The 13,960-nt window shown below is 63.1% G+C and carries 17 protein-coding genes; 3 read left to right on the top strand and 14 right to left on the bottom strand.

What is annotated here, in order from left to right; all coding sequences use genetic code 11:
• Window positions 1-14: 14 nt before the first annotated feature.
• From IIB36_06860 to IIB36_06905, 10 genes are all read right to left on the bottom strand, one after another.
• Window positions 15-1,133 (bottom strand): sorbosone dehydrogenase family protein, encoded by a 1,119-nt coding sequence (locus tag IIB36_06860; GenBank protein ID MCH7531474.1) that lies wholly within the window; start codon window positions 1,131-1,133, stop codon window positions 15-17.
• Window positions 1,134-1,187: 54 nt separating this feature from the next.
• On the bottom strand, window positions 1,188-2,117 hold the full coding sequence (locus tag IIB36_06865) for an N-acetylmuramoyl-L-alanine amidase (protein ID MCH7531475.1): 930 nt from the start codon (window positions 2,115-2,117) through the stop codon (window positions 1,188-1,190).
• A 98-nt stretch (window positions 2,118-2,215) separates the two neighbouring features.
• Window positions 2,216-2,638 carry a hypothetical protein gene (locus tag IIB36_06870; protein MCH7531476.1) on the bottom strand — a complete coding sequence of 141 codons (423 nt, stop codon included), beginning with the start codon at window positions 2,636-2,638 and terminating at the stop codon, window positions 2,216-2,218.
• A 45-nt stretch (window positions 2,639-2,683) separates the two neighbouring features.
• The gene (locus IIB36_06875) at window positions 2,684-3,190 is read right to left on the bottom strand and encodes a CDP-alcohol phosphatidyltransferase family protein (GenBank protein ID MCH7531477.1); all 507 of its coding nucleotides are present in this window, start codon (window positions 3,188-3,190) and stop codon (window positions 2,684-2,686) included.
• A 25-nt stretch (window positions 3,191-3,215) separates the two neighbouring features.
• On the bottom strand, window positions 3,216-4,190 hold the full coding sequence (locus IIB36_06880) for a hypothetical protein (protein MCH7531478.1): 975 nt from the start codon (window positions 4,188-4,190) through the stop codon (window positions 3,216-3,218).
• Window positions 4,187-5,089, bottom strand: a complete 903-nt coding sequence (locus IIB36_06885) for an NAD(P)H-binding protein (GenBank protein ID MCH7531479.1) — start codon at window positions 5,087-5,089, stop codon at window positions 4,187-4,189. Before IIB36_06885 ends, IIB36_06880 begins: the two co-directional genes overlap by 4 nt.
• A 99-nt stretch (window positions 5,090-5,188) precedes the next feature.
• Complete coding sequence (locus IIB36_06890) at window positions 5,189-6,847, bottom strand: PQQ-dependent dehydrogenase, methanol/ethanol family (GenBank protein MCH7531480.1); 1,659 nt, start codon at window positions 6,845-6,847, stop codon at window positions 5,189-5,191.
• Complete coding sequence (locus IIB36_06895) at window positions 6,844-7,629, bottom strand: c-type cytochrome (GenBank protein ID MCH7531481.1); 786 nt, start codon at window positions 7,627-7,629, stop codon at window positions 6,844-6,846. The genes IIB36_06890 and IIB36_06895 overlap by 4 nt, the downstream gene beginning before the upstream one ends.
• 11 nt (window positions 7,630-7,640) lie before the next feature.
• A complete protein-coding gene (locus IIB36_06900) occupies window positions 7,641-8,549 on the bottom strand; it encodes an NAD(P)-dependent oxidoreductase (GenBank protein ID MCH7531482.1) in 909 nt (302 codons plus the stop codon).
• Window positions 8,539-8,943 (bottom strand): hypothetical protein, encoded by a 405-nt coding sequence (locus IIB36_06905; GenBank protein MCH7531483.1) that lies wholly within the window; start codon window positions 8,941-8,943, stop codon window positions 8,539-8,541. The genes IIB36_06900 and IIB36_06905 overlap by 11 nt, the downstream gene beginning before the upstream one ends.
• Before the next feature lie 277 nt (window positions 8,944-9,220).
• Here IIB36_06905 and IIB36_06910 point away from each other — a divergent pair, with 277 nt between their 5' ends.
• Window positions 9,221-9,604: a hypothetical protein gene (locus tag IIB36_06910; protein ID MCH7531484.1), complete on the top strand. Its 384-nt coding sequence runs from the start codon at window positions 9,221-9,223 to the stop codon at window positions 9,602-9,604.
• 27 nt (window positions 9,605-9,631) lie between these two features.
• Here the strand turns inward: IIB36_06910 and IIB36_06915 are convergent, their stop codons facing one another.
• Together IIB36_06915 and IIB36_06920 are read right to left on the bottom strand one after the other, a co-directional pair.
• Window positions 9,632-10,603, bottom strand: a complete 972-nt coding sequence (locus IIB36_06915; protein ID MCH7531485.1) for an NAD(P)-dependent alcohol dehydrogenase — start codon at window positions 10,601-10,603, stop codon at window positions 9,632-9,634.
• Window positions 10,604-10,804: 201 nt separating this feature from the next.
• The gene (locus tag IIB36_06920) at window positions 10,805-11,194 is read right to left on the bottom strand and encodes a hypothetical protein (protein ID MCH7531486.1); all 390 of its coding nucleotides are present in this window, start codon (window positions 11,192-11,194) and stop codon (window positions 10,805-10,807) included.
• A 358-nt stretch (window positions 11,195-11,552) separates the two neighbouring features.
• Here IIB36_06920 and IIB36_06925 point away from each other — a divergent pair, with 358 nt between their 5' ends.
• Window positions 11,553-11,852 (top strand): hypothetical protein, encoded by a 300-nt coding sequence (locus tag IIB36_06925; protein MCH7531487.1) that lies wholly within the window; start codon window positions 11,553-11,555, stop codon window positions 11,850-11,852.
• A gap of 110 nt (window positions 11,853-11,962) precedes the next feature.
• Window positions 11,963-12,388, top strand: coding sequence for a hypothetical protein (locus IIB36_06930; protein ID MCH7531488.1), 426 nt, complete (start codon window positions 11,963-11,965; stop codon window positions 12,386-12,388).
• A 172-nt stretch (window positions 12,389-12,560) separates the two neighbouring features.
• Here the strand turns inward: IIB36_06930 and IIB36_06935 are convergent, their stop codons facing one another.
• Together IIB36_06935 and IIB36_06940 are read right to left on the bottom strand one after the other, a co-directional pair.
• Complete coding sequence (locus tag IIB36_06935; protein ID MCH7531489.1) at window positions 12,561-13,400, bottom strand: penicillin acylase family protein; 840 nt, start codon at window positions 13,398-13,400, stop codon at window positions 12,561-12,563.
• A gap of 243 nt (window positions 13,401-13,643) precedes the next feature.
• A partial coding sequence (locus IIB36_06940) for a hypothetical protein (GenBank protein ID MCH7531490.1) occupies window positions 13,644-13,960 on the bottom strand: 317 nt, incomplete at its 5' end.

The following is a 13,960-nucleotide window of genomic DNA, read 5'->3' on the forward strand; positions in this document are numbered from 1 at the left end:
TTCGCTCCGGCGTTCTACTGCGCCCAGCGCACCCTCCAGATGCGGCCCGTCCCGTCGTCCGACACGTACAGGCTTCCGTCGGGCCCGACCTCGACCGCCACCGGTCGACCCCGCACGGCTCCGGACCCCGTAAGCCAGCCGGTGGCGAAGTCCTCGTAGGAGACGGGTCGACCGTCTTCTACACGGACCCTTACGACCTTGTATCCGGTCCGCTCGGAGCGATTCCACGAGCCGTGGAAGGCGATGAAGAGATCGCCTCGGTACTCCTCCGGGAACTGCTCCCCCTCGTAGAACACCATCCCGAGCGGCGCGGAGTGCGCCTGCATCTCGAGCGCCGGGGCAACCGTGCCCGCGCATCGCTGGGCATCCGCGTATTCGGGATTCGGCACGCCGGCCTCGTAGCAGTACGGCCACCCGAAGTGTTCGACGGCGCCACCCGGCACCAGGATGTTCAGCTCCTCGGCGGGAACGTCGTCCCCTAGACGGTCACGCTCGTTCTGACTCGCCCACAGTTCCCCGGTCTCAGGGTGAAACGCCAACCCGGCGGCATTGCGTATGCCCACGCCGACGATCTCTTCGCCCGAACCATCCGCTGCGTAGCGCACGACAGCGGCGCGGCGCTCGTCAACCTCCTCGCAGAGGTTGCACGTCGAACCTATGGAGACGTAGAGCTTATCGTCGGGACCAAACACGATCTCCCGCGTCCAGTGACTCCCTCCCGCCGGAAGCCCCGGCACGACGATGGTCTCTTGGGTGAAGCCCGGCCCTGTCAGGCGAATGACCTGATGGGTCTCTCCGATGTAGAGATCCCCAGCGCGGAATGCGAGTCCGTACGGCTGACGTAGTCCCGACACGACGGTCGTCGGGGCGCCGTTCGCGGTTCCATCCGCGTTCAAGTCGAAGCGTACGACCTCTCCGGCCGAGGAGCGCACCGCATACAGTCGGTCATCGGGACCCAGCTCGAGCATGCGCACGCCCGGCAGCCCTTCTGCGAAGATCGACACCTCGAAGCCCTGCGGTACCTGGACGAAGCTCTGGGAGGTCTGACCGGGCGTCTCCGTCGGGGCGGTGCACGCCGCCGCCAGCAAGAGCACCGTGGTCAGCCTCACCCCGCGCGTCGTATCGCCTCGCATCGTCGCCTCCGTCGTTTCGAGTCCTGCGGTTGCCGCCGAGTCAGCGGGCGGCGGTCATTGCCGTTGGCTGCCGACAGCAGAAGGTGGGCGCGTCGGTGGTGGGGTTTCCGGGAATGCCACGACCGCCTCGACGATACCGCGCGCTGCCCGCTCCGGGTCGCTCAGGATCACCCGGCGATCCCTGGAACTCGTCAGAAACCCCGTCTCGATGATGGCGCCGATCGTCATCGGGTGGAGCGCGTGCTCGTACCGGCGGAAGTTGAACGCGTAGTAGTTCTGCATGCGTCGGGTGACGGTCGGGAGCCTTCTCAGCTTCGTGGCCTCTCCGTAGCTCCGTTCCAGCAGCCTCACGAATCGAGACGCACGCCCGGTCGCGTCCCGCCGCGGCGCGGCCACGCGGTATCCGGACGCGCTGGAGTCGTTACTCCCGTCAGCGTGTATGGCGATGAAGAGGTGGGCCCGGTAGTTCGGTGGAACGACGGCCGGGAGGATGTCCACCTCGTAGCCCATCTGCTCGAGCATGGCGCCCGCGCTCCGCGCGATCGCCAGATTGGTCTCCCACTCCGCGGTGCCTCGCCAGGCCGTCCCGTTGTCCCGCAGGCCGGAAAGCTCGCGAGGCGCCTCGTCCGCTCTCCAATGGCCCGCTTGCAGCGCGATGCGCACCGGTCCCTCGGGCGGCTCCCAATCGGCGGGGGTCGGGATCGGTCCCGGATAGCGGTTGCGACTCCGGCTCCAGCGGCGGCTGCGGAAGCGTCGGGTGTCGGGCAGCGGGGGAGCGATGGCTTCCTGCGCGTGCACCTCCTGCGCGTGCACCTGGGGGTAAGTCGCTTCGGAGGTCTCTTGGGCCTGCGGTTCCGCGAGCCTGACCGAGGCGGCAGGGGGCGGCGGCGTAACGTGGGTAAGGTCCTGCTGCGCGGACTCGAGGCCAGAGACCACGAGCCCCACTGCCAGCACGCTCACGACGGCAAACACAAGCGATCTCACATTCCCCTCCCCTCGCGCGTTCGCCACCGCGGCGGTGACGCAACAGCCATGCTACCCGAGCGCACGCTGCGAGGCAACACGGCTCTACTCCACACTTTCTAGAACATCCTCCTCGCCTTCACGAGAACCTCATGAATCCTCTCGAAGTCCTCGATTTTGTCGAACTTTCTGGCTCTCCGCAGAGCCTCCTCGAGAGCCGTGTTGAAGGACTTGTGGGCTCCTTGGATTTCCCGCTCGATCAGGGAGTTGATCCTAGCCCTCAGGTCAGCGGTCGCCTGAGCCCTTGGTCGGCCCCGGGGCACCGACTTCTTCCGAGCGCCCTTCTTCCGGCCACCCTTCTTGCCGGAGATCCTTCTCTTCACGGCTCCCACGTGAGTCCCATGGAAGGAACGGAGGTTCATCTCCGCGACACCCTTCTTGATCTTTGCCGCCTTCTCCTGGAGGTCAGCGGTCGCAGCTTCCGGATTGGCTCGCAGCTCTTTCTCGAGCATGCGATCGATTTCTTCGTTCTGCCGTGACATATCGCGCGTCCTAGTGTAGCGGTTCGAATCAAGTCAGAGATCAGATCATGGCGCAGCGAGTCGCCGTGGCGCAATGGCCCGATCAATGATCGAAGCTACCGTCGAAAGGATGAGAAGATAGGTCAACGACATAATTAGCGTGGAAAGCACTTCGGTAACGCCGGCCACGACGTTGAGGCGTGACACTGCGATAAGAACCAAGGGCACGAAATAGAAGATGCCGTTCCAACGCCCGAGAGAGCTCATGCGCAGTTGCTTTTCGCGATGTAGAAAATGGGAATCGAGCACGTACTGTGAGAAGGCCACCACTACGAGTAAGGGAAGTGCAGCCGATACCTGACCGGCGAAGGCAGCCCCGGCAAGTCCGGACGTGACGAAAAAGAAGTCGGTCGCGTGATCGAACAGTCGGCCGCGAGGCGACACGGTGTCCGTCTCGCGCGCTAGCACACCGTCCAGGAAGTCGGTCGCGATCGCAATGACCACTATGGCGAGCAGCAAGAGTGGCGACATCAACTCCGATTGCGCAAAGGCTAGTGCGGCCGGCACCGCCAATATCAATCGAAGGCCGGTGAGTAGGTTAGCCACCCTGACCAAACATGTCGCGCTGAGCGCGTCGCCAGAAAAGAAGTCCGATCCCTGCGTTGAACAGAATGAAGAAGTTGTGCTGGACGAATCCGAAGGCGGCCATCTGTCCCTCGTTTTCGGGAAACAGAATGACCCAGGAAGTGATCGCCGCAGCGCGCATTGGCGTGGGTACCGCGGCCGCGAAGAAGATCACCGGCAGGTACCCGAGCAAAGAGGTAACGGAGACATCAACGCCGAACAGGGTCAGCGCGATCGCATAGACGAAGACGGCGGCGATTATGGCGGGGGAGCGCAACAGGAAGAAGGCTCCATAGTGCCATGGCTTGGCCAACTTGAAGGCGTGAAGAAATCGCTTCTCCCGTAGTTGGCTGCCTGGTAGGATCTTGCCCTGGAAGTAGAGCATCCATAGTGCGAGAGCTACTGCCGCTCCCAAGGCAATGAGGGGAATGAGACCGAATACTTCCGGGAGTGAGTCACGACTGACGAAGAACCCGATCGTGGCCCAGATCAGCAAGTAGAAAATCTCGCAAAACATGACGAACAACATGACCGAGCCGACTTCCCAGCCGGGTACCTGATCGCGCCTATTCAGGTAGTAGGCCATGGCGCCCTTGCCGATCTGCTCATTGAAGAGCGAGATGATGTAGGCGCTGGCCCGGATGGGGAGTATGTCTCTGTAGGGAATCTCTTTGATGAACCAGCCGAGCGCGCGCGTCACAACCAGGGTGTCGATGAAGAAATACAGGAACGAGTACGCCACCATCAACAACAGCCAAGGCATCCAGGCAACGTTGGCGAACACTTGAGACATGTAGTCGAGGAGGGAGAGACCCTCACGTATGGCGGCGCCGTTCAAGCGGTAGTAGAGGTAGGCAAAACAGAGCGCGGTGAGGCCTAGGAACAGAAGGCGCTGCAATGCACTTGGTTTGCGAGGCGCGGTGATGTCGTCGGGTCCTGCCTCTGTCATGTCTCTTGCTTCACCTCAGATAGGATCTTTTCCAGTGTCTCTGATAACGGCGTGAGGCTGACGCCTATGTCATCATCCGCATTGTTGTGCACTTCATCGCTCGTCGTGATGACGTCGATGACGGTCGGCGAGATGCCTCCTCCTCTCATGCGGCTGGTGAAGGCCGCACCCAACTTGGCGAGCCAAACGGGGGTCGTTCGCAGCGACAACTCCGCGCCCATGAGATCGGCGACTCGCTCAACCAGGTGCCGATAAGATATGGACTCCGGGCCGACCAGCTCATGCGTGGAGACGCCTTCGGGTGGAGTGTCGCAGATCCGTAGTATCGCGCGACTCAAGTCATCGAGATCCAAAGGGCGCAGGGAATAACCGCCGCCTCCCAAGAGCGCGGCTGTCCCGCGCATTGCTGTTCGCACGAGCGCGTCGGCGCCCGCCGTGCCCGGTCCGAGCAGAATCGGGGTGCGGATGATGGTCGAGGGAATCCCTGACTCCGCGACCGCCCGCTCGGCGTCCCCTTTGGACCTCAGGTAGGCGTTGGCCGAACTCGAGCTGGCGCCGAGTGCACTGATCAAGACGATATGCCCTGCGCCCGCTGCTCGGGCAGCTTCCACGACGGCAGCGGTCGTGGAGACGTTCGCGCTCGTATAGTTGGACGTCTTGCTCTCGATCAGAATGCCCGCAAGGTGCACGACGCACGACGCACCTTCGATGGTCTCGGCCAGCTCGACAACGTCCTCATAAGAGATGATGCAGGGTGTGATATGAGCCGAAGCTGGAAGGGAGGCAGCGGCCCGTTCTGATCGCACTCCGGCAATGACGTCGACGTTGCCGTTCTGGGCGACATGCGCCAACAGGTTTTGACCGACACTGCTGTTGGCGCCAGTGACGGCAATGGTCATGTCTAGTGTCCCGTCCCAGCAGGGTGGATACATCGGTGCCCGAATGCCGGCGAACTTCTGGAACGGGACACTAGATCGTCGGGGGCGCCATCGCGACCGTTAGTCGCGCAGCGCGAAGGTCACCAACGTGTGACCAGAGATCACCGACACGTACTGCGTCCCGTCCACCATGAACGTGATCGGCGCCATCACGATTTGTCCGCCGAGGCTCGCTTTCCACAGCAACTCTCCGGTCCACGCGTCGAGCGCGTGGAAGTGGCCCTCGCGGCCACCGGTGAACAGCAAGTCCGATGCCGTGGTCAGCATGCCGCTGTCGCTGACGTCGAACTGTCGGAACTTCCACGCCGCTCCCCCCACGCGGGGGTCCATGGCGATCACCGCGCCGTGCCCGACTGCGTCCGTCCAGTTGTTGATCGGGGTGGTGCGACCGATCCCGATGGTGGGAGCGCCCGGCACCGGTGCCAGCACACTGAAGCCGCCGCCTAGGAACAGCCGACCGGGCCGGTAGTCGGAGTGCTCCGGCTCGTAAATCGTCGCGTAGTCTTCCCAGGCCGCGAAATAGAAGAGGCCCGTGCTCGGACTGTAGGAGGGTGGATACCAGTTCGTGCCGCCCTGATTACCCGGCCATGTTGGGGCGCCCGCCGGCTGTGGCGTCGGGATCGGCCTTCCGTTCTCGTCCAGGCCACTCGACCAGTTGACCTTCACGAACGGCTCGCCCAGGAGGAACTCTCCCGTAGCGCGGTCGAGCACATAGAAGTAGCCGTTCCGGTTCGCCCACAGCATGAGCTTCGACGGTACGCCATTCCAGTCCATATCGACGAGCACGGGCACCTGAACCGAGTCGTAGTCGTAGCCGTCGTTCGGCGTGAACTGGAAGTGCCACGAGAGCTCGCCGGTGTCGGCGTCGAGAGCGACAACCGCGTCCGAGTAGAGATTGTCGCCCGGGCGCTGGTCGGCGTTCCAGTCGGGACCGGGATTCCCCACGCCCCAGTACGTCAGATTGAGCGCGGGGTCGTAGGAGCCCGTGATCCACACGGGGGCGCCGCCGTGCTCCCAGTCGTCGCCCTCCCAAGTGTCATGCCCGGGCTCGCCGGGTCCGGGGATCGTATGAAAGCGCCAAGCTTCTTCCCCCGTTTCGGCGTCGTAGGCCGCGATGAATCCACGAATCCCGAACTCACCGCCGCCGACGCCGACGATGACTTTGTCCTTAACGACCAGGGGCGCCATCGTGATCGAGTACGCGAGGTTCACGTCGGCGACCTCGATGTTCCAGAGCGGCTTGCCGTTGATCGCATCGATCGCGATCAGCCGCGCGTCGAGGGTGCCCATGAAGACCTTGTCGTCGAGCACGGCCACACCGCGGTTGTTCGCGCCACAGCAAACCGACGCGTCCTCGGACGGCGTGTGCCGGTACAGCCAGAACACCCGACCGGTGACGGCGTCCACGGCCATGACGTCGTTGGGTCGCTGGGTGACATACATGATCCCGTCGACCACGATCGGGTTTGACTGCCAAGCCCCGAACGTTTGATCCTGGAGCATCCACTTCAGCTCGAGATCGTCGACGTTGTCCCGTGTGATCTGATCGAGGCCGCTGTGGCGCTGACTGGAGTAGTTGCCGTTGTACGTGAGCCAGTTCTCGGGCTCTTCGTCGGCGCGCAAGATGCGATCATACGACACCTGGGCGTGGAGCTGATCGGAAGCGAGCAGCCCTCCGAGGACGAACAGTGACACAAGGGTGCGCCGGACCGTTTTCATTGCATGCCCCTGAGCGAGAGAAGGTATCCGAGGAGGTCAGCGACCTGGTCGCTGGAGAGCGTCGTGGGCTCCATGGTGGGCGTCTCACTTACCTCGTATTCGGCCAGCTCGGCTTTCACGAGCGAGCGTAGGCGTCCCGCCGAGTCCATCAACTGCACGGTGTAGGTGTCCTCGTTCAGCCGTCGCCCGAGGATGGTCTCGCCGTCGTGAGTCACAGCCCGCACCGGTCGATTGATGGGCAGCAAGGCGGAAATCGGGTCGAGCAACGCTCGCTGAAGCGCGGCGGCCGTGCGAACGGCGCCGATGTCGCTGAGGTCGGGCGCGGCGCGTGGGCCCCGGCCGTTCACTCGATGACATGACGAACAATCACCCTCACCCTCGAAGAGATCCTGGCCGCGAGCCACGTCGCCGACCTTGACCGCGACCCCGCTCGGATCGAAGCCGGCGCGGATGTACGCGACGATCCCGTCGAGCTCGTCCGAGCGCAGGTCGAAGGCGGGCATGCGGGCGTTGGAGAGGCCCGTCGTGATGACCTCGCGAAGGTCGGCGTCCGACACCGAACGGCGGAATTGACCTAGCCGGAGATTCACGCCATCTACTTCGTCCCCGTTCGCTCCGTGGCACAGCGCGCACTCGGACGTATAGACGCGAGAGCCCACCTCGATGTCCGTGCTGGTGTATTGATGGTCTCCGGAAGCCTGCGCGCGACTCTGCTCGGCAGCAGGGAGCAGTAGAGCGAACGCGCAGACCCACGGGAGAAAAAACCGTACGAATGGGCTCATGTGATCTCTCATCAGCGCCCCTCCCAGTCGAGGGCCGACAGGCTCGCCATCGCGAGCTGGAGCGCGTGCGTGCCCTTCCTCCCTCCACCCTGCGCCCGAAGCGCCGTGTAGAGCTGGTGCGCCAACGCCAGGCCGGGCAGCGCCAGGTTCATGCGGTTCGCCTCGGCGAGCGCGATCCCCATGTCCTTGATGAAGTGCTCCACGAAGAACCCGGGATCGAAGTTGTTGGCGATCATCCGCGGACCATAGTTCGACAGGGACCAACTGCCGGCCGCGCCCGACGCGACGGACTCCATGACGGTGTCCAGATCGAGCCCCGCCTTGTGGGCGTAGAGCAGGCCCTCGCACACGCCGATCATGCCGGAAGCGATCAGCGTCTGGTTCACCATCTTGGTATGCTGCCCTGCGCCCGGACCGCCCTGTCGGACGATCGCCTTGCCCATCGCCTCCCAACACGGGCCCAGTGCTTCCACCACCTCCGCGTCCCCGCCGATCATGATCGACAGGCGCGCTTCCTGCGCGCCGACGTCCCCGCCCGAGACGGGAGCGTCCACGCTCGCCACGCCCTTGGCCTTCGCCGCCTCGTAGATCTCCACCGCCAGCGACGGCTCGCTGGTGGTCATGTCCACGAGCACATCTCCAGCCTCGCAGCCGGCGAGGGCACCATCAGGCCCGAGCACGACCTCGCGCACATCGCTCGGGAACCCGACGATGCTGAACACCACGTCGCTCTGCTCGGCCACAGCCTTCGGTGTGTCCGCCCAGGTCGCGCCTTTCGCGAGGACCGCGTCGGCCGTCTCCTGGGTGCGCGTGTAGACGGTCGCCGAGAAGCCTCGGTCGATCAGGTGCGCGCACATGCTGCGCCCCATGACGCCTAGGCCGATCCAGCCGATTCGAGTACTGCCGGGCTCAAAGATCATGATGGAAGCTCGAGATGTTGGGAATCCGCTCCTCGTCGGCGAGGATTTCGGTGGCCGTCATGGCGTAGGTGGCATCACCGATGCGGAGCCATCCATCGGGACTGGCCCGCGCTCGCTTCGCCCAGTAGCCACCGTCCGGTCTCGTCGCGGTGATGACGCCGTCCTCCGTGCCGACATACACGACATTCACCACGAACGGAGGGAATCCGCCTGTCTTGAGCTGGATCACGCCCAGGTTGTTCACGGTGCGCCAATCACTCGGGGGGGGAGTCTCGGCGCCACCGATCCTGACGCCAGCAATGCGGTCGTAGGGCGTTATGTAGACGTACGTGATTGCGGCGCCTACCAGGACGACAGCTAGGGTGATACTCGCCAGTTTGGCGATGCGGTTCATTGCCCTCTCCAGTTTCTACCTTCGAGTAGTTGAGATCCGAGCGTCGGGGTAGGGTGCTGCGACAGGCTAAAGCGTGTGATCTCGGTGCGCCAGCGGAGTCGTCGGCCTGTGATCGCCACAGCCTCCGAGCATGCCTTGCGCTGAGCCTAGGAGATCTTCAGCAACTGACGATGCTCGCCGTAACGCGGCTCGATGGCGACGCATACGGCGCCGCGATTCGTGAAGAACTTCTCCGCTGCTCGGTGACCTGGACGACCCACTGCGGACGATCACGCGAGTGGCCGCGGGTGGCTTCGACCTCGTCATTCTCAGTGTCCTCCTCCTCTCGACCGCCGGCATCTTCTCGCTCATGTCCTTCGACGTTACGCAGCGCCGCCGGGAGATCGGAATCCGCTCAGCCCTCGGAGCGAACCAACGCCGCGTCCTAGCCGGAGTGATGGCGCGATCGGTGAAACAACTCGGGATCGGGGTGATGGTCGGCCTCAGTGTGCTGGCCGCCGTGCCACCGATGGAGCTCGATTTTGGGGTTGGGGTGGAACGGGACATGCGCCTCATCATCGGGGTGGCGGTCCTCATGGTCACCGTGGGGCTGCTCGCGGCTGCTGGACCCGTGCGCCGGGGACTCCGGATTCAGCCGTCGGAGGCACTGCGGGAAGGATAGCCGCCGTCTTGTAGAAACTCAGGCGTCCTACAGCGTGATCACGATCTTCCCGAGGTGGCTCTCGCTGGCCATGTACTCGTATGCCGCGGGCGCGTCCTCGAGGGTGAATACCCTGTCGATGATTGGGCGCAGCCGATGTCGGGTGATGAAGGCGTTCATCGCTTCGAAGTCCTCCCTGGATCCAACATAGATTCCCGTCACCGAAGTTCCACGGCCGATGAACGAACCGATGGGCATGGTGTTGGCGAAGCCCGACAGGCCTCCGATTATCGCGATATGGGCGCCGTATCCGAGTGCCCGCATCGCCCTCGGCAGTGTGTCCCGGCCACCCACTTCGAGGACCTGGGTGACGCCCGCGTTGCCGGTGATGTCCCGCACCGCGTCCTGCCACTCGGGGTTGGTCCGGTAGTTGACGGTGCCGTACGCCCCCAGCTCGCGAGCACGCACTAGCTTTGCGTCGCTCGAGCTCGTAATGATCGGCCTCGCCCCCGCGGCTACAGAGAACTGCAGTCCGAAGATGGAGACGCCGCCCGTGCCTTCCAGCAGGACGAAGTCGTCTTCGGTCAGGCCTCCATGTTTGAAGAGGGCGTTCCACGCGGTCACCCCCGCACAGGGGAGAGTGGCGGCCTCCTCGAACGTGAGATGCTCCGGAATCTCGACGAGCCCGTCTTCATGACTGACGATCATCTCCGAGAGCATGCCGTCGATTGCGCCACCTCTGGCCGATGCGTTCGTCCCGGCCACGCGATCTCCGACCTCAAAGCGACTGACGCTGGGTCCTACGCTGATCACCTCCCCCGCCCCGTCCGAGAGGGGCACGAGGCCGGTTCGCGGACTTCCGCCGCCATACTGCGATTCGAGGATCGAAAGGTCTCGCCGATTCAGGGAAGTGGCTCGCACACGGACCAGGACTTCGTTTGCGCCCGGAACGGGCCGGTCCACTTCCTTCATCACGAGGGTGACCTCGTCGTCGACCACGCCGAACTGGTACTGGCGCATGGTCTCGGCTTGGGCACCCGTGGCCGGGCCTGGAATCGCCAGCAGCGTAGCCAGGCCGCCGGCCAGCGCCACCTGTTCGACGCGAGAGGTCCTCTGGAAGAAGCCTGTCTTCATGGATCAACTCGGATAGGTGTGGTGTGAGGCCGATCAAGATGCGGTGCTTTTCCGCGACCGCCAAGGCAGATCCTGTGCTATTGCCCTCTAGAGACGTCTCCCATCAGCCGGATCCGGCACGGCGCCGAGTGACGCACGCGCTCGAACTAATGAGGCATTGGTGTTCTCCGGTGGCAGTAGGGCCTCGATGCGGTCTGCCATTGAGTAGTGCCAGTCAGCTAGGCCACGGTATGCTGCGGCTTTGGAGAGAAAGCCTGCGCAGGTCCGGTGGTTGTCCGCATCCTCCCTCGTGAAGCCGTTCGGCTGGCCGTGGAGACAGAGGGCGGCGAGCCCGTACGGGGTCAAGGTCAGCTTGTGCGAGCGATCGACGTGATGGGTGGCCCACGCCAACCTTTTTCCCAAGGACGGCGAGTGCGGGTCCACCTCGGGGTCTCCGAGCTGCGCCCGCCACTCCGCAGCGGTCAACGCTGGATTCATCGTCTTCCTTTCGGGTTAGTTCACGGAGCGCCCAAAGGTTTGTTGCAGCAGGAGCCGTACCAGGGTGTCACAGACATCGCATAGGTATCGGTGGCGACCCCGAATCTCGGCAAAATGCTGAGATTATTCACTGAAATCGGGAGCCATGCACCGAATACCGGTCACCCCACTTGAACGTGCCGCGCGGAGATTCTTGCCGGGGTGGCGCACATCTTTCCGGCCCGCAACGTGTCGAGCTACTTGCTCGGAGTAGCTATCGCGTCCTGTTCCAATATTCGTCCAGGCTGTTGAAGAGAGGGCTTGGGAACCGAGACGTGCCAGGCGGTGTTAGGCACCCGGATGAAACTTCCGAGCCTTCGTGAACGAAGTGAAACGTGAGGGAGCGCGGCAGGGCCGCGTCCCGGGTTGTGAAGTGGGAGGGAAGATGCTCAACACACATATAAGCGAAAGACGGGAGGTCCCATTGTGGGCCGCACTCGGCGCACCTCTCATCGGTGTCCCGCTCATGGTCGCGCTCCTGGCGCTAACCGCTCCGAAACAGGAGACGCCGGTCGATGCGCCGGAAGCGGGCGCTACGACGGAGCTGGTCGAAGAGCAGGTGGTAGATCACGCGTCCTGCCTTCCCGCCGACTACATCCAGCAGACGAAGCGCTGCTGAGAGGATCCGGTCGCCGAGCCGAGCAGCCCGCGGCCGGGTCCAGTCCCAGCGGGCGTACCAGAGCACCAGGGCGACGTTGCGTGGCCGGCTTTACTCACCTTGTCGAAACGATGAAGAACGCGAGAGTATTGGTGCTGGCCGTGGCGATAGCGGCCCTCCCAGCGTGCGGAGCGAGCTCCACAGCTCCTGAGGAGCCACTGGAAGGAGGAGTCCTGGCGACATTTCGCGTGAGCCAGGAGGAGTTCCGGGTATGGGTCACCAACGAGGCGACGATCCGGCAGATCTTCGACCTTCGGGATGCGAAGAGCTCGGCCAGCATCCCCAACGGAGCGCTCCGCGAGGGGCAGGGGCGGGCTGACCATAACGCTCCCTGGACCTGGCACCTGGACCCGATCGATATCGAGATGGCGGACTTCACCATCGAAGTATGCGATGGTCGGCCGTCCCTCGTAGACTCGCTGCTTCAGGACTATCTGACGGTCGGGCGGTTCTGCCCCTGGGGCGCGGAGCTGGTCGGAGTGCAAGACTTCCGATAAGGCCGGGGAGGCCCATACTCCCACTCTCTCTGCCACCGATGCGTCCAGTGGGAAAGCCCGGTTGTACGGCTCGCTTGATTCGACTCCTCGAGGTGAAAGGGCTACTCGTCAGCCTGCGGGCTGAAGCCTGATCCCCAACCTCCAGGAGATCCGCATGATACCAGAGCTCATTTCACCGAGCCGGTACCAGCAGAAGCCTATATTCAGCCCGAGCCTCAACCGCCTCTTTGGTAAAGAGCATGGGAAAGTATTCCCCGGCCCCCCACGGTTCGCTGAGATTCCCGTAAAACGGACTCCCAGGTCGGCCGGACTGCCCCGGAGCGTTGGTAAAGACGGAGTTATCGAAGTCGGAGAAATCGACGATGTGGCGGTATGTCGCTCCGGTAGCCGCCATGGTCCCAGCCCCTCCGGATCGCTCTACCGAGGGAAGGTCATATGCCGACACGAACCTGTGGGGGAATTCGGACCGCTGAATCATGCCCCAACGCCACTCCTCGAAATCCTCCCCCAGCTCTGCTCGAAGATTGTCGAGCCCCTGCTGAATGGCTCCCTCCAGCAACGAATGGCGGGCCTCTTCGGATCCTTCATTTGCCCGAACGTCATCGGGAATCTCACGCCGCACCGCGCTGTAGATCGCCGCGGCCCGACTGTCACGTTGGTACACCGCGTCCCAGGCGGCGAGGTCGGCTCTGGCACGCTCGATCGCTGGATCCTCTGAGGTCCATCCACGGAAAAACGGCAGGTCCGCGTTGGCCGCTGCGGAGTACGCGTCTTGCTGGAGGTCTATATGATCTTGAAGGGTGAAGCCGGTTCGGCCCGAGAGCACCTCCCGCAGGCGCTCAAATCTGGGGAATGTCGTGGCGCTCTTAAAAAAGAGCGGTGGGTCGTAGCCAGGAGGGTGGATGTTGTGGTTCGCGGTGCCGATCCAGCCACGCTCAGGATTAAACTCCTCCGGGAGGTCACTACGAAAGCCATCCCATTCGTATGCGCCGGTTCCGGCATAGAATACCAAGTCCCTTCAATGTTAGAGATAGATGGACGGAGCGCGCACGCTGATGTCCACGCATTTGCAAAAACAAAATACGGGATATCCGGTGGAAAAACAACGAATGGGGGGGGGATTTCTGATGCGATGCGGCACGGCCTGTGACAGACCTCGGGCCCGATTGGAGTTTATCGGGCGAGTGTCACCCAGATGTTGTGCGGGAGATCGGAGATATGGCAGGTTCAACGGACACAGTGGAAGCGGGCAGGTTTAATATCGATTCGACTCGTAATAGTCGGTGCGTTCCGGGTCCCATTGAACCAGGAGATCAATATAGGCCTGGTTGTTAACGGCCTTCGCCATACGCACGAGCCTGGAATTATACAGGCGGAAAAACTCTTTGACATTGTCCTGGACGGCCAGATTGTCCACCAGCACGACCTCCTGCAGGAGAACAAAAGTGTCATCAATCATTTCCGGCGATTTGACCAGATTGTTCTGGTCCAGCAGGACGAGACTCCGCCGGAAATGAGCGAGCATATTGCGGTATCCCATATTTTCATCAATCAGGATTTTTTTGGTCGCTG

This window comes from Gemmatimonadota bacterium (genome assembly GCA_022560615.1).
Lineage (GTDB): Bacteria > Gemmatimonadota > Gemmatimonadetes > Longimicrobiales > Gaopeijiaceae > UBA1138.